This window comes from Paraflavitalea pollutisoli (genome assembly GCF_029360705.1).
In the GTDB taxonomy this organism is placed as follows: domain Bacteria; phylum Bacteroidota; class Bacteroidia; order Chitinophagales; family Chitinophagaceae; genus Paraflavitalea; species Paraflavitalea pollutisoli.
This window is the reverse complement of record NZ_JARKMX010000006.1, coordinates 1-23,120: the sequence shown is the minus strand read 5'-3', so window position 1 is coordinate 23,120 and position 23,120 is coordinate 1. Positions and strand designations below refer to the sequence as shown.

At 48.9% G+C, this 23,120-nt stretch carries 26 protein-coding genes; 18 read left to right on the top strand and 8 right to left on the bottom strand.

Annotation, left to right across the window (positions count from 1 at the left end):
* Nucleotides 1–89: 89 nt before the first annotated feature.
* Together lon and P2W70_RS13270 are read right to left on the bottom strand one after the other, a co-directional pair.
* Entirely contained in the window at nucleotides 90–2,492 is a 2,403-nt protein-coding gene (gene lon / locus P2W70_RS13275) for an endopeptidase La (RefSeq protein WP_276481957.1), read from the bottom strand.
* A 273-nt stretch (nucleotides 2,493–2,765) separates the two neighbouring features.
* Nucleotides 2,766–3,326 (bottom strand): hypothetical protein, encoded by a 561-nt coding sequence (locus P2W70_RS13270; RefSeq protein WP_276481956.1) that lies wholly within the window; start codon nucleotides 3,324–3,326, stop codon nucleotides 2,766–2,768.
* A gap of 17 nt (nucleotides 3,327–3,343) precedes the next feature.
* On the opposite strand from P2W70_RS13270, the gene P2W70_RS13265 reads away from it, so the two are divergent.
* Both P2W70_RS13265 and P2W70_RS13260 read left to right on the top strand, forming a co-directional pair.
* Nucleotides 3,344–3,925 carry a Crp/Fnr family transcriptional regulator gene (locus P2W70_RS13265; RefSeq protein ID WP_276481955.1) on the top strand — a complete coding sequence of 194 codons (582 nt, stop codon included), beginning with the start codon at nucleotides 3,344–3,346 and terminating at the stop codon, nucleotides 3,923–3,925.
* A 212-nt stretch (nucleotides 3,926–4,137) separates the two neighbouring features.
* On the top strand, nucleotides 4,138–4,632 hold the full coding sequence (locus tag P2W70_RS13260; RefSeq protein ID WP_276481954.1) for a DoxX family protein: 495 nt from the start codon (nucleotides 4,138–4,140) through the stop codon (nucleotides 4,630–4,632).
* Nucleotides 4,633–4,708: 76 nt separating this feature from the next.
* On the opposite strand, the gene P2W70_RS13255 is transcribed toward P2W70_RS13260, so the two are convergent.
* Complete coding sequence (locus P2W70_RS13255; protein WP_276481953.1) at nucleotides 4,709–5,296, bottom strand: porin family protein; 588 nt, start codon at nucleotides 5,294–5,296, stop codon at nucleotides 4,709–4,711.
* A gap of 288 nt (nucleotides 5,297–5,584) precedes the next feature.
* Between P2W70_RS13255 and P2W70_RS13250 the strand changes: the two genes are divergently transcribed.
* On the top strand, nucleotides 5,585–6,277 hold the full coding sequence (locus P2W70_RS13250) for a LytR/AlgR family response regulator transcription factor (RefSeq protein ID WP_276481952.1): 693 nt from the start codon (nucleotides 5,585–5,587) through the stop codon (nucleotides 6,275–6,277).
* A gap of 91 nt (nucleotides 6,278–6,368) precedes the next feature.
* Complete coding sequence (locus tag P2W70_RS13245) at nucleotides 6,369–8,579, top strand: PAS domain-containing hybrid sensor histidine kinase/response regulator (protein WP_276481951.1); 2,211 nt, start codon at nucleotides 6,369–6,371, stop codon at nucleotides 8,577–8,579.
* Nucleotides 8,580–9,293: 714 nt separating this feature from the next.
* Here P2W70_RS13245 and P2W70_RS13240 read toward each other — a convergent pair.
* Both P2W70_RS13240 and P2W70_RS13235 read right to left on the bottom strand, forming a co-directional pair.
* Nucleotides 9,294–10,532, bottom strand: coding sequence for a metallophosphoesterase (locus tag P2W70_RS13240; RefSeq protein WP_276481950.1), 1,239 nt, complete (start codon nucleotides 10,530–10,532; stop codon nucleotides 9,294–9,296).
* 126 nt (nucleotides 10,533–10,658) lie between these two features.
* Nucleotides 10,659–11,168, bottom strand: a complete 510-nt coding sequence (locus P2W70_RS13235; protein ID WP_276481949.1) for an NADPH-dependent FMN reductase — start codon at nucleotides 11,166–11,168, stop codon at nucleotides 10,659–10,661.
* 84 nt (nucleotides 11,169–11,252) lie between these two features.
* Here P2W70_RS13235 and P2W70_RS13230 point away from each other — a divergent pair, with 84 nt between their 5' ends.
* From P2W70_RS13230 to P2W70_RS13200, 7 genes are all read left to right on the top strand, one after another.
* Entirely contained in the window at nucleotides 11,253–11,936 is a 684-nt protein-coding gene (locus P2W70_RS13230) for a metal-dependent hydrolase (RefSeq protein ID WP_276481948.1), read from the top strand.
* A 153-nt stretch (nucleotides 11,937–12,089) separates the two neighbouring features.
* Nucleotides 12,090–12,890 carry a ParA family protein gene (locus P2W70_RS13225; protein ID WP_276481947.1) on the top strand — a complete coding sequence of 267 codons (801 nt, stop codon included), beginning with the start codon at nucleotides 12,090–12,092 and terminating at the stop codon, nucleotides 12,888–12,890.
* A gap of 75 nt (nucleotides 12,891–12,965) precedes the next feature.
* On the top strand, nucleotides 12,966–13,886 hold the full coding sequence (locus P2W70_RS13220; protein ID WP_276481946.1) for a ParB/RepB/Spo0J family partition protein: 921 nt from the start codon (nucleotides 12,966–12,968) through the stop codon (nucleotides 13,884–13,886).
* A gap of 11 nt (nucleotides 13,887–13,897) precedes the next feature.
* On the top strand, nucleotides 13,898–14,608 hold the full coding sequence (locus P2W70_RS13215; protein WP_276481945.1) for a DUF5683 domain-containing protein: 711 nt from the start codon (nucleotides 13,898–13,900) through the stop codon (nucleotides 14,606–14,608).
* Between the two features lie 17 nt (nucleotides 14,609–14,625).
* Complete coding sequence (gene dapB, locus P2W70_RS13210) at nucleotides 14,626–15,342, top strand: 4-hydroxy-tetrahydrodipicolinate reductase (protein WP_276481944.1); 717 nt, start codon at nucleotides 14,626–14,628, stop codon at nucleotides 15,340–15,342.
* 317 nt (nucleotides 15,343–15,659) lie between these two features.
* Nucleotides 15,660–15,884 carry a response regulator transcription factor gene (locus P2W70_RS13205; RefSeq protein WP_276481942.1) on the top strand — a complete coding sequence of 75 codons (225 nt, stop codon included), beginning with the start codon at nucleotides 15,660–15,662 and terminating at the stop codon, nucleotides 15,882–15,884.
* 56 nt (nucleotides 15,885–15,940) lie between these two features.
* On the top strand, nucleotides 15,941–16,351 hold the full coding sequence (locus P2W70_RS13200; RefSeq protein WP_276481941.1) for an RrF2 family transcriptional regulator: 411 nt from the start codon (nucleotides 15,941–15,943) through the stop codon (nucleotides 16,349–16,351).
* Between the two features lie 3 nt (nucleotides 16,352–16,354).
* On the opposite strand, the gene P2W70_RS13195 is transcribed toward P2W70_RS13200, so the two are convergent.
* Nucleotides 16,355–16,657, bottom strand: coding sequence for a hypothetical protein (locus P2W70_RS13195; protein WP_276481940.1), 303 nt, complete (start codon nucleotides 16,655–16,657; stop codon nucleotides 16,355–16,357).
* A gap of 233 nt (nucleotides 16,658–16,890) precedes the next feature.
* Between P2W70_RS13195 and ahcY the strand changes: the two genes are divergently transcribed.
* The 4 genes from ahcY to P2W70_RS13175 all read left to right on the top strand — a co-directional run bounded on the left by ahcY (nucleotide 16,891) and on the right by P2W70_RS13175 (nucleotide 19,526).
* Complete coding sequence (gene ahcY / locus P2W70_RS13190) at nucleotides 16,891–18,219, top strand: adenosylhomocysteinase (protein ID WP_276481939.1); 1,329 nt, start codon at nucleotides 16,891–16,893, stop codon at nucleotides 18,217–18,219.
* Nucleotides 18,220–18,472: 253 nt separating this feature from the next.
* A complete protein-coding gene (locus P2W70_RS13185; RefSeq protein WP_276481938.1) occupies nucleotides 18,473–18,742 on the top strand; it encodes a hypothetical protein in 270 nt (89 codons plus the stop codon).
* A gap of 141 nt (nucleotides 18,743–18,883) precedes the next feature.
* Nucleotides 18,884–19,390 carry a YdeI/OmpD-associated family protein gene (locus P2W70_RS13180; RefSeq protein WP_276481937.1) on the top strand — a complete coding sequence of 169 codons (507 nt, stop codon included), beginning with the start codon at nucleotides 18,884–18,886 and terminating at the stop codon, nucleotides 19,388–19,390.
* Between the two features lie 7 nt (nucleotides 19,391–19,397).
* Entirely contained in the window at nucleotides 19,398–19,526 is a 129-nt protein-coding gene (locus tag P2W70_RS13175) for a hypothetical protein (RefSeq protein WP_276481936.1), read from the top strand.
* 145 nt (nucleotides 19,527–19,671) lie between these two features.
* Here P2W70_RS13175 and P2W70_RS13170 read toward each other — a convergent pair whose 3' ends face one another.
* On the bottom strand, nucleotides 19,672–20,040 hold the full coding sequence (locus tag P2W70_RS13170; RefSeq protein ID WP_276481935.1) for a winged helix-turn-helix transcriptional regulator: 369 nt from the start codon (nucleotides 20,038–20,040) through the stop codon (nucleotides 19,672–19,674).
* A 277-nt stretch (nucleotides 20,041–20,317) separates the two neighbouring features.
* On the opposite strand from P2W70_RS13170, the gene P2W70_RS13165 reads away from it, so the two are divergent.
* The 3 genes from P2W70_RS13165 (at nucleotide 20,318) to P2W70_RS13155 (ending at nucleotide 22,727) form a co-directional block, all read left to right on the top strand.
* Nucleotides 20,318–21,355 (top strand): PhoH family protein, encoded by a 1,038-nt coding sequence (locus tag P2W70_RS13165; protein ID WP_276481934.1) that lies wholly within the window; start codon nucleotides 20,318–20,320, stop codon nucleotides 21,353–21,355.
* A 303-nt stretch (nucleotides 21,356–21,658) separates the two neighbouring features.
* Nucleotides 21,659–22,075, top strand: a complete 417-nt coding sequence (locus tag P2W70_RS13160) for a nuclear transport factor 2 family protein (protein WP_276481933.1) — start codon at nucleotides 21,659–21,661, stop codon at nucleotides 22,073–22,075.
* Nucleotides 22,076–22,166: 91 nt separating this feature from the next.
* The gene (locus tag P2W70_RS13155) at nucleotides 22,167–22,727 is read left to right on the top strand and encodes an inorganic diphosphatase (RefSeq protein ID WP_276481932.1); all 561 of its coding nucleotides are present in this window, start codon (nucleotides 22,167–22,169) and stop codon (nucleotides 22,725–22,727) included.
* A gap of 93 nt (nucleotides 22,728–22,820) precedes the next feature.
* On the opposite strand, the gene P2W70_RS13150 is transcribed toward P2W70_RS13155, so the two are convergent.
* The coding region (locus P2W70_RS13150) for a group II intron maturase-specific domain-containing protein (RefSeq protein WP_276481931.1) at nucleotides 22,821–23,120 on the bottom strand (300 nt) is incomplete at its 5' end.

The window sequence follows — 23,120 nt, the reverse complement described above, 5'->3', positions numbered from 1 at the left end:
GACCACTATGCTAATATAACGCGGTCTGCTTTCTTTTGTTCACGGATGAAAAGGCTATTTCATTAAAATCCCATTAAAGGGAAACAGCCTTACACCAACGCCAGTTCCAACACCTGCTGCATGGTCTTCACATAGTGGAACTTAAGGCCTTTGATAAAGCTGCTATCGATTTCCTGGATATCCTTTTCATTTTGCCAACAAAGGATGATCTCTTTCAAACCAGCTCTTCTGGCTGCCAATACCTTTTCCTTGATACCGCCTACAGGCAATACCTGACCGCGTAAGGTGATCTCCCCGGTCATGGCCAGGTACGACTTGATACGACGACCTGTGAGGGCCGAACAAATAGCCGACATCATGGTAATGCCTGCACTGGGGCCATCTTTGGGCGTTGCTCCTTCCGGCACGTGCACGTGGATCGTCTTCTTTTCGAAGATGGCAGGATCGATATCGAGCTTGCGGGCGTTCGACTGCAGCCAGGTCAGCGCAGTAGTAGCACTTTCCTTCATCACATTGCCGAGATTACCGGTCAGCTTCAACTCCCCTTTTCCATCGCTCAGGCTCGTCTCCACAAAAAGTATATCACCGCCTACATAGGTCCAGGCCAATCCTACTGCTACACCAGGCATATTAGCCACTTTGTACATTTCATTGCTGAATCGGGGCTTGCCCAGTATCTTTTCGATATCGCCTGCGGTAACGGTACTTTTGATCTTATCCTTCAGAGCATATTCCTTTGCTTCATAACGCATTACTGAAGCAAGGTACCTATCGAGCTCACGTACACCGCTTTCGCGGGTATAGTCCTGTATGATCTTCTCCAATACTTTGTCGCCCACCTTTAAGGGAATATTCTTCAGGCCATGGGCATCTTTCTGTTTGGGCAGCAGGTGCCGTTTGGCGATCTCGATCTTCTCTTCTACGGCATAGCCGCTGAGGTCGATGATCTCGAGTCTGTCGCGCAAGGCCGGCTGGATATTGTTGATATCATTGGCGGTAGCGATGAACAGCACTTTGCTGAGGTCATACTCCAGCTCGAGGTAGTTATCGTAAAATGTGTGGTTTTGTTCGGGATCGAGCACTTCCAGCAGGGCCGAAGACGGATCGCCGCGGAAGTCGGATCCCACCTTGTCGATCTCATCCAGTATGATCACCGGGTTGGAAGATTTGATCTTGCGCAAAGATTGGATAATACGGCCAGGCATGGCACCAATATATGTTTTGCGGTGGCCACGTACTTCGCTTTCATCGTGTAAACCACCCAGGCTGATGCGAACGTATTTACGTGAGATGGCATTGGCGATGCTGCGACCCAGGGAAGTTTTGCCAATACCGGGAGGGCCGATGAAACAAAGGATGGGGCTCTTCATATCGCCCTTCAGTTTCAATACGGCCAGGTATTCGAGTATCCGTTCCTTCACCTTGTTCATACCATAATGATCGTGGTCGAGCACTTTCCGGGCCTTCTTCAGGTCATAAAGATCTTTGGTGAAGGTGCCCCAGGGCAGGTCAAGCATCAGATCGAGGTGATTGTAGACGACCGAGTAGTCGGGTGTACTGGGGTGCATGCGCTCCAGCTTTTCTACGCCCTTCTTGAACATTTCTTTGGCCGCCTCCGACCATTTCATGTGCTCCGCTTTGTTCTTCATTTCGCGGATCTCACGGTCATTGGTATCACCACCCAGCTCTTCCTTGATGCTCTTCATTTGCTGCTGCAGGAAATACTCCCGTTGCTGCTTGTCGAGCTCGGTCTTGGTTTTGGTAGTGACTTTGTTCTTCAGTTCGGCAAACTGCAGTTCGCGCTGCAAAAGCTGCATCAGCAGGTCGGCCCGAGCCTCTATATTGTTCATTTCCAACAACCTTTGCTTCTCGACCAACTCGGTGTTAAGGTTGCTGGAGATGAAATGGATCAGGAAAGAAGGATTTTCGATGTTCTTGAGGATGATCGCCGCATCCGAAGGAATATTGGGTGACAGGTTGATGATCTGCGTGGCCAAATCCTTTATATTGGCCACATAGGCTTCGAAATCTTCCAGTTTGGGCGAATCGTCTTCTTCCAGCAGGGAGATCCGGGCTTTGAAATAAGGATCTTCCGAGAGGATGCTTTCGATCTTAAAACGCTTTTTACCCTGGATGATCACCGTGGTGCCCCCATCGGGCATCTTGATCATCTTGATGATGCGGGCTACCGTACCAATATCTTCGAGGTCGGTGATCGTTGGATCCTCGACATTGCTGTCTTTTTGAGCAACTACACCTACCAATTTGTCAGCCTTATAGACATCATTGATGGCTTTAATGCTTTTATCGCGACCTACCGTGATGGGTAATACCACCCCGGGAAACAATACCGTATTTCGAAGCGGCAACAAAGGCAACTCATCCGGGATGGGGATCTCTGGTCCATTATCGCCTTCATTTTCATTGAGGGGAATTATAGGGATGAAGTCCATATCGTCTTCCGACTGAAATAAGATTGAGGGTTCTTTCATACGACTCATACTACAGTTTATCTATGACAAAATAACACGTCCCGTCTTAAAATCCGCAGATTTTGGAGTGAAGGGTGTATAGGTCAAGTTTGATGCCAACCGGAAAGGGAGGACAGAACGTCCGGTTAATCAGGCAGGTTATCCACCGGGACGGGACCTTCAGACGATCCAAAGGTACAAACTGGTATCAGTCAGCGACTGTCTTAAATTGTCGTATCTATCATCAAAAACTGGCCAAAGGCCTATTTTTCAGTCGAAAACAGTATGATTGTGCTATCGGTTCATCATCGGCGAAACACCCTGGATCTTACCGTCTTGAACGTGAAGGCGCGCCGATACGGCATCCTCTGCACCTGCCGCTTGATCGATCAGGTGCAGGTGTACCACCTCTTTCTTGATCATTGCAATATCGTACAGGTAACAGGCCAGCGCGGCAGTGGCCAGCGCCGGGGTGGCGATCGTCAACGCGACTTCGGCATGGTCTGCCGTGGGCATTTCATCTGCCAGCGGTAAGGTGTAAGGCAGGGCTACCACCTCGTCCCGACTGCCCTGGTGGCGGTAAAAGAGACAATAGCCAGCCAGCTGGTATTGCACCGCCAGCATGTGCATAACGGACGATACCGGCTGTAACAGAGGCAAAACCTCCTCGCTGCGAATTTCCAGCACCAGGAAGGCAGCTGCACCATTCTGCACGATCAGGGGCAGGGCCGCAATGTGATCGGCCGTTATACCCAATGAGAGTAACACCTGTTCATTTTCTCTAACAGGTGTATAGGCGGGGGGAGGCAGCACCGTTGTATCACCCGCTACGAGACCGGGATTGTTTGTATCCATAAGGCTATCTTTATCCGATGTATGATCTTATTCTCAAAAACATTGCCCGGTTTATCACCCTGACACCAGCGGAAACCGAGCGATTTACTTCGATCCTGAAGCCCCGGAGCCTGCGGCGGCGCCAATACCTCGTCCAGGCGGGTGATGTATTTCGGCAGGAATGCTTTGTGAATAAGGGTTCCCTGCGAATTTACCAGGTCGATGACAGTGGCCAGGAACGGATCATCAACTTTGCTTTCGAGGGCTGGTGGACCGGGGATATGTATAGTTTTTTGAGCGGACAACCTGCAATCTACCATGTAGACGCCCTGGAAGACTGCGAATTGCTGTTAATTGGGAAAGAGCAGCTTGAACAGTTGTACATAGATATACCCAAATTTGATCGCTTCTACCGTATTTTGCTACAGAATGCCTATATCGCCATGCAGCGCCGGATCAGCGACAATATGATGCTTTCGGCGGAGGAACGCTACCTGCAATTCCTGGAACGATACCCGCAATTTGAACAACGCCTTTCCCAAAAGCACATCGCGTCTTACCTCGGTATTACCCCCGAATCGCTGAGCCGTATACGCCGTCACCGCCTCAACCGGTCCTGATTGGCCAATCTTCCATCCGGCAGTAAACGATTTCGTCCCCAAGGCAGTCTGCAGTTACCCTGGTCACCCATTTCCGAACAGGTTTCTGCCTACCCGGTATCACCTGGAAACTTATCCTATGTTAAGTGTTTTTCTTATCTCCTGGTATTGGTAAGCCCCCCTTTCCGCGTGCAATTTTGTGGTATCAATTCAAGCAAGAAAAACATACCCATATGCGCAAAGATCTATTAGCAACGACAGATAGTTATAGCTGGCTTATTCTCCGTGTGGCGCTCGGTACCGTGATGCTGGGCCATGGATTACAAAAAACATTTGGATGGTTTGGTGGCTATGGATGGAACAATACCATAGCATATTTTACCGGTACGGTGGGCTTACCAGCCTGGCTGGCCGCACTGATCATACTCATCGAATCATTGGGCGCTTTCTTGCTGATCATAGGTTTTGCGGGCCGTATCAATGCAGCACTGACTGGCATCGTAATCGCCGGCGCTTTCGTGCTGGACCATGCCGCCAATGGCTTCTTCATGAACTGGTTTGGCAATCACCCGGGCGAAGGGTATGAGTTCGACATCCTGTACTGGGCCATCGCCCTGGTGATCGCGATCAATGGCAGTGGAAAGTTCTCCATCGACAGGTGGCTCACGACACGTCGCGCTGCTAGCGGAGCGCAAACATCAACCCGCCACCAGCCGGCTATACGATAAGAACAGATAGCCCTGAAAAGCAAAAGGTCCTGTTGCCGGCGGCAACAGGACCTTTTGCTACTGTATGTAGACAGGATTACAAGATCGCAAAACCGAGATAGATCTGCCAACCTTGATTTTTCCATTTGTCTTTGTTGTCGATATCGTTGATGTTGGAGAGGCCGATCACATACCGTGCACCGGCACGCAAACCACCCAGGTTCAATTGTGCGCCACCCAACATGGAGAAGTCGCCGCTTTTGAAAGCCTCTTTGGTTTCACCCAGCAGGTCTTTGTCCTGGCTGGTCATGATACCGAATTGAGGTCCCGCCTGCAGCGACAATATTTTTACCGGACGGAAGGTCAGCAGCAAAGGAATATTGATGTAATTGAGTTTACCTTCCACATCTTCCTTACCACCGGGATACAGATCGGAAAATTGATCGCCGGTTCTGTAGTTGGTTTGACTCCACAGCAACTCGGGTTGGATACCCCATTTTTCATTAAAGTTGATCTCCGCAAATGCACCCAGGTTGTAGCCAAACTTATACTCTTCCTTGAATGATTTACCGTCGACTTTAAAAATGTTGGCGCCTGCTTTGGCACCAATGTGAAAACCTTGTGCGAACGTAAGGGTTGAAAGGGCCAGCGCAAAGGATAGCAGAGCCAGTGATTTCTTTTTCATAAATCAATTGATGTTTAGTTCATAGAAGAAAATTCAACTTATATGCCAAGGAAACAAAATTGGTTGTTAATTCATTATATCGATCGTGAAGAAAGATATAAAAATTAATTCGCCAACCTGTCCTGTATGAAATGCAAGATGCATACCCGCATTGGACCATCCAAACAGGCGATAATGACATCAGGAATGGATTAAAAAAATAATTGATGGCTGCTCCATTGCTATATTTTTCATACCTTAATTTCAACATTACCATTTTAACCAAAGTTTTCTATTCCTCTGAAAAATATGAGATGCCTCATAGTTGATGACAATGAAATGGCCAGGATGCTGCTCAGCCATCTGGTGACGCAAACGGGACTGGTAGAAGTGATCGGAGAATGCCGCGATGCGATGGAAGCCCATCAGCAGATCACGCGCCACTCACCCGATATCGTGTTTCTCGACATTGAAATGCCGGGCATGAGTGGTATCGAGTTGTTGCGCTCCCTTCCCAAAAAACCGCTGATAATTTTCACCACCTCCAATAAGGATTATGCACTGGAAGCATTTGAATTGAATGTGGCCGATTACCTGCTGAAACCGGTTACACTGCCCCGGCTGCTACAGGCCATCGACAAAGCCCGTGAAGTGTTACAACGCGATAATTCGGAAGTCAACAATGTCGATGATGATAATATTTTCATTCGCGACAATGGCGCGCTGAAGAAGATCAGGCTGGATGAAATATTATGGATAGAAGCCATGGGTGACTACATCAAGATATATACACCCGGCAAATGGCATATTGTACATACCACGCTCAAGGCGGTGGAAGAAAAGATCCGCTCGGCAAAACTAATGCGCATTCACCGCAGCTATATAGTATCCCTCGACAAGATCGACAGTATTGAAGATGGGGTACTGAATATCATGAACACCCCCATTCCCGTAGCCGACAGTTATCGCAGCCAGCTTATGAAGAAGTTGAAATTTTTGTAATACGAATGGCCGTGATGCTCGCTGGCAACATAGTACCCCATGTTGCCGGTAGCCCGACAGTTGGAATCTAAAGCACAAATGGAACCTGCACATGAAAACGAAGCTTAAGCACAGTTACTTTATTGGGCTGATCGTCCTATTGCTCATCGTCTTTATCGCTACCGGCATCATGCTGCAATTGCGGCTGGAGTCGATCCTTACCGGTATTGGCCCTAAAGAGCGTTCGGTACTCTCCATCAGCCGTTTCCTGACCTCCGGCTCGATCGTTGCCATCTTTTTATTAAGCTATATCATTATCCGCCGGCTACGCCGCCAGCAGAGCCTGATCCTGCAATTGGAGCAGACCCATGCCAATGAGTTCCGCTTTCGCCAGAACCTCGAGAAGGTATCGGCAGAGATCCACGACCTGTACAACAACGCCCCCTGTGGCTATCACTCCCTCGACAAAGACGGCTATTTCCAGGCCATCAACCAAACCGAATTGAACTGGCTGGGTTACCGGCGGGAGGAGGTGATCGGTAAATTGAAGTTTACCGATGTGCTCGACGAAGCCAGCGCCGCCATCGTGGAAACCCGCTTTCCGCAATTCAAGAAGAACGGAGAACTGCGTGAGCTACGGCTCAACATGATGAACAAGCTGGGATTTCTCATCCCCGTATCACTCAATGCGATTGCCATTTACAATGAGCAGGATGAATATGTATCCAACAGGTCAACCGTATTCGACGTGTCGGAACAGGAAAAAACGGAAGACGCCCTCAAAGAGGCCAAACGGGATGCTGAGCAATCTGCCAACGTAAAAGAACAGTTCCTGGCCAATATGAGCCACGAGATCCGGACACCCATCAACGCCGTGATCGGCTTTACCAACCTGTTGCAGAAAACAAGCCTGGCACCCGAGCAGGAGCAATATGTGCGCCTCGTGCAGTCGGCCAGCGAAAGCCTGCTCACCATCATCAACGATATCCTCGACATCTCAAAGATAGAAGCCGGTATGCTGCGCATCGAGAAAAGCCCCTTCAGCCTGCGCGGATTGTGCAGTTCGCTTGAAACGATGTTCCAGCCAAGGGTACGCGAAAAACACCTGACACTCCATTTCGAGATACAGGAATCCATTCCGGATACCCTTACCGGAGATGCCGTGCGGCTCACGCAGATACTCGTCAACCTCATCAACAATGCCATCAAGTTTACACATGAAGGCGGCATTCAGGTAAAGATCGCCCCCGTACAACAATTGGCCGATACGATCAGGATCCGCTTCCTTGTACAGGATACCGGCATCGGCATTCCCACCGATAAACTCGATTCCATTTTCGAAAGATTTGAGCAGGGTGAAGCCCATACTACCCGCAAATATGGCGGTACCGGACTGGGCCTTTCCATTGTCCGCAACCTGATCGAATTACAGGAAGGCTCCATCAATGTAAAAAGCGAAGCTGGCAAAGGCACAGCTTTTATATTTGATCTGCCATACGAAATACTACCTATGCACGACAATACCCTGCCCGGTGAATCATCCGATGCGGCAAGTTCCCTCAATGGAACCTTCGAGGATGTGAAAATCCTGGCCGTGGAAGACAACCAAATGAATCAACTGCTGATGAAGCACACCTTCCAGCACTGGAACCTGCATTATGAGCTTGCCGAAAACGGGCAGCAGGCCATCGATAAACTGAAGATGGATAAATTTGATCTCGTATTGCTCGATATCCAGATGCCCGTCATGGATGGCTATATCACGGCCCGTACCATACGGCATGAGCTCAAAAGCAATATTCCCATCATTGCCATGACGGCCCACGCCATGGCCGGCGAGCGGGAAAAATGCCTGAGCCATGGCATGAACGATTATATCTCCAAGCCGATACAGGAAAAGGAACTGCTCAACCTGATGAAGAAATACCTGGCCCGTCAGAAACATGCGTTTGAAAACCTGAAAGCCAGTATGAGTAATATCAATATCGATTTTGTCTATGACCTGGTAATGGGCAACAGTGCATTCCTCAATAATATTATACGGCAATTCCTTAATCAGTTTCCCAGCGAAATGGACAAACTGAGGGAAGCGATCGAGCAGGAAGACAAAAAGCAGGTAGCCAGCCTGGCCCACCATATACAGTCTACCGTGTCTGTGTTTGGCAGGGATACCCGATTCTTCCGCCAACTGGAAAACCTGGAGAAGCTGGCCACCAGTCGGGCCGGCTCCAATAACCTGTCGGTGGCATTCCAGCAGCTGGACAAAGACCGTCAGCTATTACTCATGGAAATCAACCGCCTGATCACCCAGTACACATTATAACACTAATAATCAATGTAATACAGAAAAACTTGCTCTGTGGAGCAGGTTTTTCTGTATCTGATACTGTGTCCCGTGAACGCATTCACCGGCCATTCCCAGGTTTCTGGCTACAAATACGGCTGGCTCACCGATTGCAGCCACAGGCCCCCTGATCACGGGTGTATATTTGTAATGTAATTACAACGAGAGGTTAACAAATAGGGAAAGATTTTTTAACCTACGCCCCTAAGCCCTAAACTTTACCAGACGCTCCCAATCATATTTCGCCCGACTGAAAGACCCGACCCCTACACCTGGCGTAGCAATAAATGACGCGGGTCACATGAGAAAGATTTTAAAGTCACATGAGATAATTGATCAGTCCGTTTTACCCTTATTCTTTTTTTGTGGAGTTCAATGTGCCGAATTGAAATTATTGCTAATCCTGGGTGCTCGTTTTTAATCCCCGTACCTCATTGAAGATTCCTGTGCTTCTTCTGTACCAAAGGTTAATTGTTCAGTATGCAGTGACCCAACCAAACACAGTATGCAGTTCAAACAGTAGTGATTCGTGAGCGAAACTTATTTGAAGGATTGGTACAATGGTTAATGTTAACTGGTTTCGGCTCTGGCATTAGTAGCTTTTACTTTTTTCGTGATGAAGGTGAAGAGGCGGTTTACCCCTGGTAAACCGCCTTGTGTGTTGTTGGCCATGGGCCAGTTATTTATGCTGCGTTACGCCAATTCCAGCACCGTGATCTCCGGTAAAATACCTACCCGGCCCGGGTATCCAATAAAGCCAAAACCACGGTTTACATACAATCGCTGCTTATCCATCTCATACAAACCAGCCCATTGCTTATACATATATTGTACAGGGCTCCATTTGAAACCGGGCACCTCGAGGCCAAACTGCATACCATGGGTATGGCCTGCCAGCATCAGGTCTACATCTTTATATTTATCCAGCACCTCCGCTTCCCAATGGCTGGGATCATGGCTCATTAATATTTTGAAAGGGTATTGCCCGGAGCCCGCATGTGCTTCTTCCATTTTACCATACTTGGGAAAATTACCTTTGGCACCCCAGTTTTCGATACCCAGCAGGGCGATATGCTGTCCGTCCTTTTCCAAAGCCACGTGCTCATTCATCAGCAGCCTCCAACCCATTGCTCCGTGCACGGCTTTGAGGCTTTCCAGGTTGGCCGACTTCGCCTCCGCACTTTCCCAATGAACATAATCACCGTAATCATGGTTGCCAAGGGTAGAGTAAACACCCAACGGGGCTTTCAGTTGGGCAAACACCTCCTTGTAGTCATCCATTTCCGTGGCCCGGTCGTTGACGAGGTCACCGGTAAACAGGATCAGGTCAGGCTTTTGTTCCATGATCTTTTTGATGCCTTTTTCCACCGCAGTACGGTCGGTGAAGCTGCCTGAGTGGATATCAGAGATGTGCACGATCTTCAGTCCCTTGAAGGCAGCAGGCAGGTTGGCAAAGCTGAGCCGCAGCTTATTGACATGATATTTATACTTATTGTTGAACCCGTACAGCAGGGTGCCAAACAATCCGCCACCCACGGCCAGACTGATCCAGCTGAGGAAAACAGACCTGGAAATGCCCCCTTCGGCCGGCGCCGCAGCAGCCCGGCCACTCACCTTGGCAATGGCCCAGGTACCAGCCCGCCGGATATCGTCGATCGCGATAAACAGCGAAGCCAGCAGTTTGCTGACGAATAAACCGATCACGATGGCAAAGACATAGCTCCTGATCCATTTGGGCCAGGTGGCGGAATTACTATAAGGTAAGGCCACGATCATGGCGATAGATGCCACCGACAGTAGCCAGTATACCGCTGTTACGATCAGGCGGCCTCTCGGCGACGCCGGAGCGATCATTTTAACGGCCTGGAAAACATAAATATCCAGCAGGATCATGAGTCCCAACAAAAACCAGGTAAAACCAGCATTACGCATTGAAAGAGAGTTTAACTTTTAAAAGCATGCAAATACCTTTAACAGCCACGGCCATTGCCGATGGGCCTGATTTGCATGAAAGATTACCGGGGTAGACGTACGAAAGACGAGGATATTGTAACAGGCTTAAAAAGAAATGAATTCGTCTACCTGGTGGCGGATGGCGTCGAGCGTTGCCTGGTCATGGATAGCACCGGCGCCATTCAGCAGTTTATCTACAGAGGAGATGGGCAATTTGTTGGGATGGACGATCACTTTAAGATAATGTAGTATACTGGTCAGGTGATCCATACCGCGTTGATTGCCCGAACGCCCCAGGGCAACGCCGGTCAGCAAAGCTTTTTTGCCCCACCAGGCCTTTTTATAATCGGAGATATCGAGCATCACCTTCAGTACGCCCGGAATACTACCGTTGTATTCGGGTGATACAAAGATAAATTTGCGGCCGGGGATCAGGATATCCTGCTCCAGTTGCGTGTATTCGGGTGTCCTCTCCACCGATTTCAACCCCTCCAGCGACACCAGTCGGGTTGCCAGGCCTTGTGTCTCCAGCAGGTGCTGATAGTGCTGCGCCACTTTAATGGTATTGCTGCCTACGCGGTTGGTACCGGAAATAAACGTGTAAAACTCGCTCATGTTAAAGCATTAATCGCCTGGACGGTATTTGGTTGCTACTTTTTTATAGCGAAGCCGTACTTTTGCCGTCCTGTAAAACTTTTTATGAAATTAACCTATTACGGCCATTCCTGTTTTTCGGTGATCGTCAAAGGTAAGAAACTGTTGTTCGATCCTTTTATTACCTATAACGAATTGGCTAATAATATTGTAGATGTCGATCAGGTGGCCGCCGACTATATCCTGGTTTCGCACGGACATGCCGATCATATCGCCGACTGCGTACGGATCGCTACCCGTAACGGCGCCAAGGTAATTGCTACCTGGGAGGTGGGAGAATGGCTGACCAAACAGGGAGTTTCCAACGTACACCAGATGAATACAGGCGGTAAATGGAACTTTGGCGACTTCACCGTAAAATGTGTCGTGGCACAGCATTCATCGGGCCTGCCCGATGGCAGTTATGGAGGTAATCCAATGGGATTCATTATCTATACAGATGAAGGAAACTTCTACTATAGTGGCGATACAGCACTCACCACCGACATGCAACTGATACCCCGCTGGGCAAAACTAAATTTTGCCGTTTTACCGATTGGGGACAACTTTACTATGGATGCTGCCGATGCTGCTGAATGCGCCCGGATGGTTCAATGCACCAGGGTGGTGGGAGTGCATTACGACACCTTTGGTTATATAAAAATAGACCACCAGCAAGCCATTCAAACTTTTGCAGCAACCGGTGCGCAATTGCAACTGGTAAAGATCGGCGATACGATCGATGTGTAATACTTCATCAATCACACAATAAATCAGTCAGGCTGATTTAAGAATTATTGAGTATTATGGCGCTCCGATCGAAAAAGCTATGTTCATCAATGACGCAGCAGGGCCGGTAAAAGATTCACGATAGACGTAAAAAATAACAACCTTATACAAACAATGGCGCGAGTAATTGGAGTAGCCAATCAAAAAGGCGGTGTAGGAAAAACCACTTCAGCGATCAATGTAGCTGCCAGTCTGGCCGTCCTCGAATTCAGGACCCTGCTGGTAGATGCCGATCCGCAGGCCAACAGCACAACCGGTGTAGGATTCGACCTGCACAACATACAGCAAAGCCTGTATGATTGCATGGTCAACGGTACGCAGGCCAAAGATGTGATCCTGAAATCGGAGATCCCGAACCTCGATGTGATCCCCTCCCACATCGATCTGGTTGGTGCGGAAATTGAGATGATCAATTATCCCAACCGGGAAAGTGTATTGAAAGGCATTCTCGAGCCGGTGAAGAACGATTATGATTTTGTGATCATCGACTGTTCTCCGTCGCTGGGTCTTATCACCGTCAATGCGTTAACAGCCTCCGACTCCGTGATCGTTCCCGTACAAACCGAGTTCTTCGCCCTGGAAGGTCTAGGTAAATTGCTCAACACGATCAAGATCGTGCAAAGCAGACTGAACCCCGAGCTGGTGATCGAAGGAATTCTGATGACCATGTACGATGGCCGTCTGCGCCTTTGCAACCAGGTGGTCAATGAAGTACGTAAACACTTTGACGAAATGGTATTCAATACCATCATCCACCGCAATAGCCGGATCAGCGAAGCGCCCAGCGTGGGTAAACCCGTCATCCTGTACGATGGTCAAAGTAAGGGAGCCATGAACTACCTCAACCTGGCCAAAGAGATCCTGCAGAAGAATGATATGACGAAGATCAAACAGGAAGAAAGAATACTTGAATAGCAGCAAATAATACCGGCCACGCCGGTAGCCTCACCAGCCGGTGATCAACAAGGCTGGGCGTATAAAAAATAAAAGATGTCAAAAGAAAAGGGTAACAAGGAGTTATTGGGAAAAGGGATCAGGTCTCTTTTGCAGAGCATTGATTCGGATCTGAAGAATACGGCCGGCAGTAGCCTCAAAACCCAGGTGGTGGAGCAGGTAACTACGATGCAGCGGATCCCCGTGGAAAGTATTGAACCCAATCCCAAGCAGCCACGTCGCGACTTCGATGAAACAGCCCTGAATGAACTGGCGGCCTCCATCAAGCTGCACGACCTGGTGCAGCCGATTACCGTGGCTACCCTGCCCAACAATAAATACAGACTCATATCGGGAGAACGCCGGTGGAGAGCTTCCAAACTGGCAGGCCTCGTCGATGTACCCGCTTATATCCGCCAGGCCAATGACCAGCAATTGCTGGAACTCGCCCTGCTGGAAAACCTGCAACGCGAAGACCTCAACGCCATGGAGATCGCCCTCAGCTACAAACGTATGATGGAAGAGCTGAGCCAAACCCAGGAGCAGGTAGCAGAGCGCATGGGCAAGGAAAGAAGTACCGTAGCCAACTATATCCGCCTACTCAAATTGCCACCCGATATCCAGGTAGCTGTACGCACCGGCGTGATCAGCATGGGCCACGCGCGCGCTATCATCAACGTGGATACCGTCGACAAGCAACTCTTCATCTTCAACGAGATCAAGAGTAAGGGACTTTCCGTAAGACAAACGGAAGACCTGGTACGCAGACTTTATAAGACAGGGGCCGCTGTTAAAAATAGCGTAAAAAGCTCCCTCCCCCCTACCTACAAGAAAATAGAAGATAATTTAGCATCGCATTTCAGCACCAAAGTAAAACTCAACCACAACAAAACAGGACACGGTAGTATTTCCATTGAGTATTACTCCATCCAGGATCTCAACAAAATACTGGACGCGATTGGTGTGAATGCCAACTAAGTTTCTTTTGCATGTTCAGAGTAATCCTCGCAATCATCGTACTGTTTGGTCCGCTGTTGGCTTCGGCACAACAGAAACAGGATACCGTCCCCCCCCGCCCCACGCTCCTCGTCGACGAGCGCAGTGGCAAGGTGAAGGAAATAACGCCCATTGATTCCGCCAAAAAGGTAGATACGATCAAAAAACACAGCCCCCGTAAAGCCGCCCTTCGCTCGGCGCTCATACCAGGCTGGGGTCAGGTGTACAATAAAAAGTACTGGAAAGTGCCGATCGTCTGGGCCGCTGTGGGCATACCGGCATACCTCGTGTATTACAATCAGGAATGGTACAGACGTACGAGCTATGCGGTGAAAGTATCGGATCTGGGAGTTAGCAAACAGGATCCGATTACGAATACTAGCGTCATGACCTTTCCTCCCAACACACTCAACAAGGTCGATCCTCAGCTACTCCCCCTGGTAAAGGCCGGACAAACCTCTTCGCTCATCAATTACCGCAACGATTTTCGCAAGAACCGTGACTATGCCATACTTTTTGGCCTGGTATTCTGGGGACTCAATGTGGTAGACGCCACGGTAGATGCCCACCTCAAAGACTTTGATGTCAGCGATGACCTGTCGCTCTCCATCAAGCCTGCATTACTACCCGGTAATGCAGCCGGTTTAAGTTTAGTACTCTCCATCGGTAATAATCGACCAAAAAATATATCTTCGCTGCGCTAAAAAAAGGCATACTGTACATGAAAATAGCCCTTATCGGATACGGGAAAATGGGTAAAGCCATCGAAGAGATCGCTGTACAACGGGGTCACGAGATCGTGTTGAAGGTGGGAATCGAAAACCTGGAAGACAATACCATCAATAATATCCGCAAGGCGGATGTTGCGATTGAATTCACCGGTCCCGAAAGTGCCTATGAAAATGTACTACGCTGCGTAGATGCCGGTGTGCCCGTAGTATGCGGATCAACTGGTTGGTTGTCGCGCTACGAAGAAGCCAAGAATTACAGCCTGGCCCGCAAAGGCGCCTTGTTGTATGCCAGCAATTTCAGCGTAGGCGTCAACATCTTTTTTGCCATCAACAAAAGATTGGCCGAATTGATGGCCCCGCACAAGGAGTACAATGTATCCATGACCGAGGTGCACCACACCCAGAAAAAGGATGCACCGAGCGGCACCGCCATTACCCTGGCAGAGCAGATCCTGGACAACAGCGATAGCAAAAAGCAATGGGTCAACCAACCCAGCCAGCAACGGGAAGACCTGGTGATACGCAGCGAACGCATCGATCCCGCGCCCGGCACGCACATTATTTCCTACACCTCGGCGATAGACGATATCGAGATCCGGCATACCGCCCACAACCGTACAGGTTTTGCAACGGGTGCGGTACTGGCTGCAGAATTCATCCATGGCAAGCAAGGTGTATTCTCGATGAGTGATGTACTGGGGATCTGATCATAGTCGACTAAAATGATCAGTTTTTTTTCCTGCTATTGAACAATTGATGTAATTTTTCGGGAATAACCAAAATGCGCTGCATGGACACTCGAGTCATGGCTGCCAACGCCTTTATCTTAAACCGACCCTACCAACCCAACCAACCGGCCATCACCGGCTTGCCCGCACATCGATACCCGGAGGTTCATCATCCGCCACACGTTATTATGACGGCTCAGGCAACCTAAAGGCCTCATCCGGCATCTAAACATAAATAAATCGGTAAACAGCCCGTTAAACCACAAACCTTATCATCTGAAAATTAATCTGATAGTATGAAAAAGCAGCTGCAATCACCCATGGAGGGTGCCTCCCTGACCCATCGTGAGCTGGAAGTGATTCGTTTAATTGAACAGGAATTGAACAACAAACAGATCGCAGACCAACTAAGTATTAGTGAACGTACGGTAGAAACACACCGGAAAAACATCCTTAGAAAAACCAACACCAATAACGTCATCGGGCTTATCAAATATGCCTATGTGCACAAGCTGGTGTAGGCTGATGACCAATCAAAAAAAAATTATAACTTCTCGCCGCCAAATCAATACATCACATGCTGTCTAAAAAGGCCCAATATGCTTTCAAAGCCCTGATGTACATGGCTGAAAAAAAGGACAATCAGCCGGTACTCATCGCCGAGATCGCCAAAAAGAAGAAGATCCCCCTGAAGTTTCTGGAGAATATCCTGCTCGAACTGAAAAAAGCAGGTATCCTGGAAAGTAAAAAGGGAAAAGGAGGCGGTTATTTTTTCAAAGTAGCGCCCAAAGAAGTGAGCATGGCCAAGATTATGCGCCTGATAGACGGGCCAATAGCCATGTTGCCCTGTGTAAGTCTTTATTTCTACGAGCGTTGTAAGAATTGCGATGAAAAGCAATGTGGACTGCACGATACCATGATCCAGGTACGTGATGCCACCCTCAAGCTCCTCGATAAGAAAACGGTGGCCGATATCGCCAAACACTAGATCCTATCGCCGAACAGCCAGCTTTTGAACCATGGCGTCGCTGGCTGATTCGGAGCTGGGTCCAAAACCATCTACCAGGGTGCCCTTCTCTCCGCTACTGGATTCGATTGCATAGACCACCGCTTCATCGGCCGGGTCCGAAGGCCCTTCAAACCGGTATACCTCCGTGATAGTAAACTCATTGGGTTGAAGGCTCAATTGCCGCTCACTGCAGATGATACAATCGTAATCCCGGTTGAAATCAACTGAATATCCCCGCTGGCGCAGGCCATTGAGCGCCTCCGATACGGTATCATAAGTATACATGGGCTACCTTTTTATTAAATTATTGACCCAAAATTAATGGCATTTGGTGGCAATGCTTCAGGCTGTTAAAGGTACAAATCATCGTTTATCCCGTATTATTCAGCCTTCTCACTAAATAATAAGACCTAAACCGGTTGCAAATGCCAGCCCAGTGTAATATCGGGGAACATCAGGTTTGTCTACTTGGCCGTTACAGCCCTAAATTGTAGCTTTGGCACCGAAATAAATACAATATGTCAACAATCTCATCAAAAAACATTGACTTCACCTTACCCTATAAGGTAAAGGACATCAGTCTGGCAGAATGGGGCCGCAAAGAAATTCGCCTCGCCGAAGCTGAAATGCCAGGCCTTATGTCGCTGCGCGCAGAATATGGTCCCACCCAACCCCTGAAAGGTGCCCGCATTGCCGGTTGCTTACATATGACGATCCAGACTGCCGTTCTTATCGAAACACTCATTGCCCTTGGTGCTGAAGTAAAATGGAGCTCTTGCAACATCTTCTCTACACAAGATCACGCTGCCGCCGCCATCGCTGCTGCCGGCATCGGTGTTTATGCCTGGAAAGGTCAAAGCATTGAAGAAGCCGATTGGTGTATCGAACAAACACTGTTTTTTGGTGCTGCCGACCGCCCCCTCAACATGATCCTCGACGACGGTGGTGACCTCACCAACATCGTATTCGACAAATACCCCGAACTGGTTCAACACATCAAGGGTCTTAGCGAAGAAACAACTACCGGCGTTCACCGCCTGTACGAAAGAATGGCGAAAGGTACCCTGCCTATCCCCGCTTTCAACGTAAACGACTCCGTAACCAAGAGCAAATTCGACAACAAATATGGTTGTAAAGAATCACTGGTAGATGCCATCCGTCGTGCAACCGACGTGATGCTCGCCGGTAAAGTAGCCGTAGTAGGTAGCTATGGTGACGTAGGTAAAGGTTCCGCCGCCTCCCTCGCTGGTGCAGGTTGCCGTGTGATCGTTACCGAGATCGACCCCATCTGTGCCCTGCAAGCTGCTATGGACGGATTTGAAGTTAAAAAGATGATAGACGCTGTAAAAGAAGCTGACATAGTTGTTACCGCTTCTGGCTGCCGCGACCTGATCACTGAAAAGCATTTCCGTGCCATGAAGGATAAAGCCATCGTATGTAACATCGGCCACTTCGACATCGAAATCGATATGGCATGGATCAACACCAACTATGGCAATACCAAAGATACCATCAAGCCACAGGTTGATATCTACAACATCGACGGAAAAGACATCATCATCCTCGCAGAAGGTCGCCTCGTAAACCTCGGTTGCGCTACAGGTCACCCCAGCTTCGTGATGAGTAACTCTTTCACCAACCAAACCCTGGCCCAACTGGAACTTTGGACAAATACCGACAAGTACGAGAACAAAGTATATGTGCTGCCTAAGATCCTCGATGAGAAAGTAGCCCGCCTGCACCTCAAGAAGATCGGCGTTGAACTCGATGAGCTCACCGATGCACAGTCCGAATACCTGGGTATCCCCAAGGCTGGTCCTTTCAAGCCCGAACATTACAGGTACTAATCACGCTGTACAGCGTTAAGATAAGCCCCCCGCCCGGTTTTGCCAGGCGGGGGTTATTTTTACCTGCACGGCAAACGAAATATAATGCGTACCTTTACACCTCATTGATGTTGCTTACCAACACATCAAATATCCCCTCACGTATACCTTAAGCCTTTGGCTAATACTGCTGTGCAAAACTTTTCAGTTTATTAAGAAGGTTTTGGCAAAGTGTAGCATGAGAATTGATAACTCAAATGTTTAATAGAAGTATATGCGCATTCAATTTGTAAAGAACATTCAGTTCACCAAACTGCTGAAAGTAGAAGGCCGCCTCAGAGAGTTTAATTTCAGAAAGCTGGGCGGTGTAAATGAAGGTATATTTACCGTTGATGTGGTGGACGATCGTGGTAACCGGATCCTGTTCAGGATGCAAAAAGAAGACGGCAACTGGAAGATCATGCCGCAGTCGCTGCCACGCTGGATAATGGATACGGAAGCACAATTTCACGACCAAATAGAAGAAGAACTTCGCAATCTTTAATGGGCCGGTAGGCCCTTTTCTATTTTATACCCCTCCCGAAGCCCCGATCTTCCAGCCCCTACTCATTACTCCCCACAGATTAGTAAATTGCAAGTACTGCCACTTCACCAGCCACCAACCAGGTGATCGCAGCTGTCAGCCATGGTGCAATTCACATCGACATTATTACAGTTTGCAGAAGCAGGCGATAAAACCGGCTGGACGTACATCCACATCACTCCGGACATCGCCACCGCCCTGAAACCCGGCTGCAAAAAAAGCTTCCGGGTAAAAGGAAAACTTGACAAACACCCCATCAAGGGAGTTGCCCTGATACCTCATGGCGGAGGCTCCTTTATACTGGCCGTCAACGCAGGCATGCGCAAGGCCATCAGCAAGAAAAAAGGAGCGATGCTGCAGGTACAACTGCAGGAGGACAAGACACCACAGGCCATCTCGCCCGAGTTGATGGAATGCCTCAGCGATGATCCCCCGGCCATGACGTTCTTTACATCGCTGGCACCTTCGCACCAGGCCTATTTCAGTAAATGGATAGAAAGTGCGAAAACAGAGGCCACCAAAACAAAACGCATCGCAGAGGCCGTGAATGGCCTTTCACGCAACATGAGCTATGGGGAACTGATACGCAGCCTCAAGAAAACAGATTAGTTACAACATGCCCCTCATCCACATAGCCCAGCCTTCCAGCTGGAGCACCACGCCAGCCGTCTTCAACAGCGCCAATGACAATGGATGTCCTCACCCACAACAGGCAACGGCCTTCGCTTCGTTATTCAACCGGTAGTGGGCTATAGTAAACATATAGAGCACTTATAGAGACCTTATAGAGTACTTATAGGGGTTTTTACCCTGGGGATATCCAGGGGCTACAAACAGGCTAAGGCAGGGTCACTGGTACCCCTCTTTACGCCCATTCCCTGATTGACCCGTTAATTGCTTTTGCGCATCACGCGTTTGCGGTGTTGTAATCCCCAGGCATGGAGTTCATCGATCACCTTTTTCAGGCTATGCCCATAAGGGGTTCTTGTGTACTCGACAGCCACAGGCGTGGTGTCGTAAACAGTCCGGGCTACCAGTTCATTGATCTCGAGATCTTTCAATTCTTTCGACAGCATTTTAGCAGTAATGCCTTCCACCTGGCGCTGAATTTCTTTGAAGCGCATCGGTCCGTCAGACAATGACATCAGGATGAGTAATTTCCACTTCCCGTGTAAAATGTCCAGCGCATCCTGAACAGGCATCATGCGGTTTCTGCATTCCGGACCACTAACTTTTTGCTTCTCAAGAATCTCAGTCATAAAAGCCATAACGACGATTAAATTGGTAGCGTTTGGAAACCCGGTTTCCGTAGGAAAACCGGTTACGAAAATATACCAAACAAATCCGGCCGTAAATGGTTCGATCCGCTGGCATGAAATTGTTTTACAAAAACTTAAGAACAGAGCCGGTTTCCACACGTTGTTAATAAGTAACTTTGTGTTGAACCTATTCTAAAAATTATATTTGGAATAGATGGATTGGGAAAGTAGTATCGGCATTAATCGGTACACTCTTGTGAACTTAAACTGATGCACCTTGACAGAAACTATCATCAACCTCGACGCAGTTAATCCTATTGAATTCTTCGGTGTTAACAACGGCAAATTAGATATCCTCAAAAAAAGATTCCCGCTACTAAAAATTCTTTCACGTGGTACACAACTCAAATTAAGCGGTTCGCCCGAACAGGTGGATACAGCCCGGGAGAAGATCGATCTGATCGTTCAATACCTCCAGCGCAATGGCCACATGAGTTCGAACTATTTTGAGCAGATACTCGGCGGAGATGATGCGGAAACCGTTGATAACTTTATCGAACGCAATCCCAACGATGTACTGGTATTTGGCCCAAATGGCAAAACCGTACGCGCCCGCACAGCCAACCAGAAACGGATGGTGCAGGAAGGGGAAAAGAACGACATTGTGTTTGCCATCGGACCTGCCGGTACAGGTAAAACCTATACCGCGGTAGCCCTGGCCGTACGCGCCCTGAAGAACAAAATGGTCAAGAAGATAATCCTCACGCGTCCTGCGGTAGAAGCTGGTGAAAGCCTCGGCTTCCTGCCCGGCGACCTCAAGGAAAAGATCGATCCTTACCTGCGTCCTTTGTACGATGCGCTCGATGATATGATCCCCGCCGACAAACTGGGGTATTATATGAGCACACGGGTGATCGAGATCGCACCGCTGGCTTACATGCGTGGCCGTACCCTGGACAATGCCTTTATTATCCTTGACGAGGCCCAGAACGCCACCGACCTGCAGATCAAAATGTTCCTGACTCGTATCGGTGCCAACGCCAAGGCGATCATCACCGGCGACATGACCCAGGTCGATCTGCCCAAAAACCAACGCAGTGGTTTGGAAAAGGCAGTCCGTATCCTGCGCAACATCGACGGCATTGCCCATATCGAGCTCGATGAAGAAGACGTAGTACGTCACCGCCTGGTAAAAGCCATCATCAAGGCCTACGACCGCGATCACAAAGACAATCCGCCGCCGGAATATACCCCCGGCAACTGGAAAGGCAATCGCCACAACAAATTCGACGAAAGACCACAGTCTGAAGGCTAAGCATAACAAAGACATACGTTAAGCCCTCCCCACCGGGAGGGCTTTTTATTGTGCGCCCCCCTAACACCAGGAAGGCTATTTACCGGATTTCACCCAAACACCCTGGGAATAGTCCGGCAAAATGCGCCATGGCGATCCGGTTCATACGTAAAGGCCATTAAACCGCCCAAAGGCCTCCTTTTGGCAATGCTGCCCCATCGCCCTCCTGGCCGGCCAGGTCGCCTAATGTCCCACTCCCCCCAATTAAAACGGCATTACGAGAGTCCGGGATGGTTTTCACCCCGAATCCTTTACTTTTGCGCTATGATTAGATATGTTACTGCAGCTGCCCTGGCCATCGTACTGGTTGCCTGCGGAGGCAACGGAGGATATGAAAAAGCAACGGACGCACAAGATGCCGGTCGCGAATTTATCCGGGCCTCTCTCGACGGCGATTACCAAAAGGCGAAGTTCTATCTGCTGAAAGACGACGACAACCTCATCCTGCTGAAAAAGCAACATAAGAATTACGAGGGAATGACAAGTGCAGACAAACACTCGTTCAGTGAAGCCAGCATCCGGCCCATCGAAGTAACACCGGTGAATGATTCCGTAACCAACTATAAGTACAATAACTCCTTTCACCCCACAGACACCACCACCATCCGCATCGTAAAAGTGAACGGTGAATGGCTGGTTGACCTGAAATCTGTGATCAAAATGGAGACTTTGAAAAATTAATTGCCGCGAATTACGTTCTAATTGCGTCCCCAACGATTGACTGCCTGATTCAATTCTATATTACTTTAGTACAACATCAATAGAAATCAGCATGACCACAACAATTTCTCATCCCTGGCATGGTGTGCCTTATGGCGAAAATGCCCCCAGGATCGTAAATGCAGTGATTGAAATTCCACAAGGCTCGAGAGCCAAATATGAGATCGATAAAGAAAGCGGTCTGCTAAAACTCGACCGTGTAATATATTCATCGTTCTATTATCCCTGCAACTATGGCTTCATTCCTCAAACCTACGGCGATGACAAGGATCCACTGGATATCCTGGTGATCACGTCGCTGCCCGTACAGGCCCTGTGTCTGATGGAAGCGAAAGTAGTCGGGGTAATGCAAATGGTCGACAGCGGCGATGCCGATGATAAGATCATTGCTGTAGCAGCCAACGATCCCGGTGTAAACCACTACAACAACATTGAAGAGTTGCCCCGCCATTTCTTTGAAGAGCTCCGTCATTTCTTCGAAGAGTACAAAAAGCTGGAAAACAAGACCGTAGTAGTAGAAGAGTTTGGCGACAAATCCATGGCCCTGAAAGTCGTCAACGATGCCATCAGCATGTACAAAGAACATTTCAGCCATAAGCTGCTTACACAATAAGCACCTCCTGAATGGTAAGTGAGTAGGAGGCGCGGTTTATGCCGCGCCGTCCCCTCCAGCCACCGTACGTACGGACCCGTATACGGCGGCACATCAGAATAAAAACGTTGGAAGGGTACTTAATTCCGTAAGGGATAGGTACCCTTCTCTTTTGAGTAAAGAGCTGTTCAGTGCCCGTTTCAGGATAGGACTGTGACTCAGCCGCCAATAGCCTTTACGACTATTGCCCCATTGATAAGCCTGCCAGTCGGGCGTCCCCAAACTGACGAGCTTTTTCACCCGCGTCCAAGGCAGCTTCCATTGTTTCCAGTAGCATTGTCGAAGGCGGCAGCGAACCCACTTATCAAGTTCGACATATACGCTCTTTGCCTCGTTCAGTCTGAAGTACTGTAC